At 33.5% G+C, this 3,815-nt stretch carries 4 protein-coding genes; 2 read left to right on the forward strand and 2 right to left on the reverse strand.

Features of this window, described 5'->3' with window-relative positions; genetic code table 11:
* Window positions 1–208 (forward strand): hypothetical protein (locus ACW2QF_RS08635; RefSeq protein ID WP_455715597.1); only part of this gene is annotated, 208 nt, incomplete at its 5' end.
* Between the two features lie 162 nt (window positions 209–370).
* On the opposite strand, the gene ACW2QF_RS08640 is transcribed toward ACW2QF_RS08635, so the two are convergent.
* Window positions 371–2,683, reverse strand: a complete 2,313-nt coding sequence (locus ACW2QF_RS08640; RefSeq protein ID WP_455715598.1) for a YhgE/Pip family protein — start codon at window positions 2,681–2,683, stop codon at window positions 371–373.
* 275 nt (window positions 2,684–2,958) lie between these two features.
* Here ACW2QF_RS08640 and ACW2QF_RS08645 point away from each other — a divergent pair, with 275 nt between their 5' ends.
* Entirely contained in the window at window positions 2,959–3,198 is a 240-nt protein-coding gene (locus tag ACW2QF_RS08645; protein WP_455715599.1) for a hypothetical protein, read from the forward strand.
* Here ACW2QF_RS08645 and dhaS read toward each other — a convergent pair.
* Window positions 3,193–3,759, reverse strand: coding sequence for a dihydroxyacetone kinase transcriptional activator DhaS (dhaS, locus tag ACW2QF_RS08650; protein WP_455715600.1), 567 nt, complete (start codon window positions 3,757–3,759; stop codon window positions 3,193–3,195). The two genes, ACW2QF_RS08645 and dhaS, sit on opposite strands and share 6 nt — an antisense overlap.
* Window positions 3,760–3,815: the final 56 nt, after the last annotated feature.

The raw sequence follows: 3,815 nt of genomic DNA on the forward strand, positions 1-3,815 counted from the left end.
GAGATTTATTATGGAGCAAAAAAATAATATCAAGACTACTAGTACAACGAATGATACTTCGGATAGGACAGAAACAAGTACGAATAAAACAGATAAAAATAATACAACAGACAGAAATAAGTTTTCCAATAAGATAAACATGGATTATGATTGGAACGAGGATTATGATTATAGTGATGGAGACATTCCAGACATTGATAAATTATAAAAAGTATTCGGCATGAATTCTACTAGTTAGATTACATTTATACATCAGTAAAAGACGAACCCAAGAAGTAGAATGCCTATGATGTACATTTCGTTTCGTCATAGGCACACACCTTCTAGGAATTATTTTTAGGATACTATTTCATTACTATTACAAGTTTTCTTATAAAACGGGCACATCTGTTTCTGTAGGCATAACTTCTTTTTTATTCTTACGAATTAGTGCAAGTGTCACAGTAATACCCATTACTACCACTAAGATTGCAAGTAATACAAGTACATTTTTTAAGATAAGGGAGGTATCTCCTACACCACTAATTGCTTCTTTAAACAATCCTACTGAGTAAGTCATTGGCATGAATGGATACATAATGTTGTAGAACTTAGGTAATGTCTCCATTGGGAAAGTACCACCACAGGAAGCTAGTTGTATGATCAGTAATGCAATAGCGAGGAATTTACCAACGTTACTAAAGAAGAGTAATAATAGTTGTATGATGGAGATGAATACCATGGATACTAAACAACAAGAAACAACATACAATGGTATATTCTCAACCTTAAGTCCTAATCCAAGTGATAAAACAATACATAATAAGATTGCCTGTAATAACCCAATAATTAAGTAAGCAAAGCTTCTCTTGATTACACGAGTAGATTTCCTTGACAACAGATTAAAGTGATTATCTGGGTCAAAGTAGATACCGAAGAAGATCATTAATCCACCAACATATAAGGAAAGTGACATAAAATATGGAGCAAATGCAGTACCGTAGTTTGGAACTGGTGCATATGCATCAGATTCAATCGTTACGGGATCAGAAGCATATTCATTTAAACCATCTAGACTAGAAATCTTATCACTTGCTTTTGAAAGGGAATCATTTACCTTATCATTGGCAGTTTGAATACCATCAGTAAGTTTCTGAGCTCCATCATCAAGTGTTGAAGTACCAGATACTAACTCAGAGGTACCATCATTTAAAGTATTAGCACCATCATTAACCCTAGAAGCACCATTATCTAGTTTCGTTGCTCCATCAGTTAGAGAATTAATACCAGTTGATAATGAACCAAGACCATCTGACAATGTGTTAGAACCATTGTATAAGCTGTTTGTTCCATCTACTAATTTTGTGCTTGCCTTATTTAGTTTAGATAAACCGCTTTGTAAATTATTTGCACCTGTTGCTAAAGCAGCAGAACCTTTCTTTGCTGTAGTTAATCCTTCTTTGATACTAGTAATCCCATCTTTTAATGTAGCGAGGTTTTGTGTTCCTGATGATAGGGTTTGTGTTCCAGATTTCAAAGAAGCTGCACCTTGTTTTAATGTAGCGGAAGCATTCTGAAGAGCATGCATGCTTTCAAGATTCTCTTTAGTTGTTAATTGAGTAACGATTGCTTTTATCGTAGCATCATCAGTTGTAGCAGCATATTGACTTAATGTAGTTGTTAATGTAGTTACTGTGTCTAATAAGGTATCTACACCTGCAGTATAAGTATTGATTCCTTCTAATAAGGTAGCAGCACCAGTGGAAAGAGAATCAGCTCCATTCTTTAAATCATCTAATTTGCTAGTTCCAGCTTCTAACTTTTTGGCACCTTTTAATAATTCATCGATACCAGAATCTAAATTTATGATACCACTTTCTAGTGTAGTACTTCCTTTTGAAGCTGATTTAATACCTGATTGGAAGGTTTTGATGTTTTTTGATAATTTGCCTAACCCCTGGTTTAATGTAGTTCCACCAGCAAGAATCTTTTGAATTCCTGACTGAAGATTCTTAGAGCCAGTAGATAGAGAGGAAGTACCTTCTTTTAGTGTATCTGTTGCAGTCGCTAATTTGTCGGTACCAGTGTGTAGTTCTTTCGATGCATCGGATAGTTTTGAAGTTCCATCTGATAAATCAGAAGCACCGTTTTCTATTGTTGATAAACCATCAGATAGTGACTGTAATTGACCTGGTACACCTGTTAACTGGTCAGATAATGTACTTACGATTTCATTATCAATTGAAGAACGTAAGGATTTCTCAATCTTAGCAACAGCATTGTTAAGGATTTGAGAAGCTAAGTAATTGGTCTTTTCATTGGAAGAATAAGTAATGGTAGCCGTCTGCTTATTTGTCGAACTAGTAGTTGCAATATCCTGTGAGAAATTATCAGGAATTACGATTATTGCATAATAATCGTTTTTCTTCAAACCATCTTTAGCAGTTTTTTCATCTGTAAATGAAAATTTCAAAGATGCATTTTCTTTTAGATTATCACACATCTCTTGACCTAAATTTCTACTTTTATCATTAATGGTAGCTCCAGTGTCTTCATTAACAACTGCTACAGGAACGTTATCTAATTTTGCATATGGGTCCCAGAAGGCACCGAGATAGAAGTAGCTATACAGCAGTGGAATAATGACAACACCTAGTAAAATAACATAAGGTACGAATCTCTTTTTATTACTTTGTTTGTTCATATAGATATCCTTGCTCCTTTCATAGTCTGGAGATTTTGTGTATACACATAATATCGTATGTGATTTATCAGCACATTTCTCCTTCGCTTAGTAGTATATTGCGGAGGAAAAAATATGTAATTACACAAAAATATTTCAATGTCGTGAAATACGACAAAGGGTATCATTTGTTTAGAATTACGACATCTTAAATAAGATATCTATATGCGGAAGCTTATGTAGGTAATATATTTATAATATAGAGTACGTGGATAAAACGGAAAGGAGTTAGGTTAATGTCCAAACATTTTGATCAAATTATTTTGAATATTACCATACCAATCATTCTAAGAAGTAGAAAAAAAGCTCCTGAACGATGCGTCAGGAACCTTATGGAGCTTGGAGAGAATATGAATATCTATATAAATGCTGATGAGAAGAATGAAGTGAATAAGGCATTACAACAGTTATGTATAGAAGGTACACAACAACAAATTATTGATTATTTTTATAAAGTCTATGTAAAAGAATTATGAAAGCGTAGGAGGGTGTTTGGTTGCATACATCTTACACTCGTTAATTAAGGATACAATTTGTTTCTTCAAAGTAAGTGGGGAACGTACCATATCTTCTTTGATCCACCACACAATACTATCAACAACACCAAAAGAGAGAAAACGGGAAAGAAACTTTTGGTCATCTTCTGGCATAGGATAATCTCCTTTGATATGATCAATAGTATTATAAAAGAGTTCTTCTGATATGTTTAGTAGATAATTTTTAAACTCTTCTTGGAAAGAATGATTAATTGCATTTCGATAGAAGGTGCCATTTTCCTTCATAACAGTTAACATATTATATAGATTATCTGGCCAAGTATCAAGCGACAAATCTTTTGTTAACACTAGAATAACCTCATTATAGAAAATCCAGTTCAGCAATTCGTATTTGTCTTGGAAATGATAATAGAAGGTTTGACGATTAAGCCCACATGTCTTAGTGATATCAAGAATTGTAATTTTGTCAAAGGGCTTTTCGTTCATTAGTTTTTTAAAACCTGTAGCTATGGCCTGTTTGGTTATCATTGACTCTGACATAAGTTGCCTCCACTATAAAAAATTCAAGTTGGTGATAGTATAGAATGTAAATAATT

This window comes from Anaerosporobacter sp. (assembly GCF_965301125.1).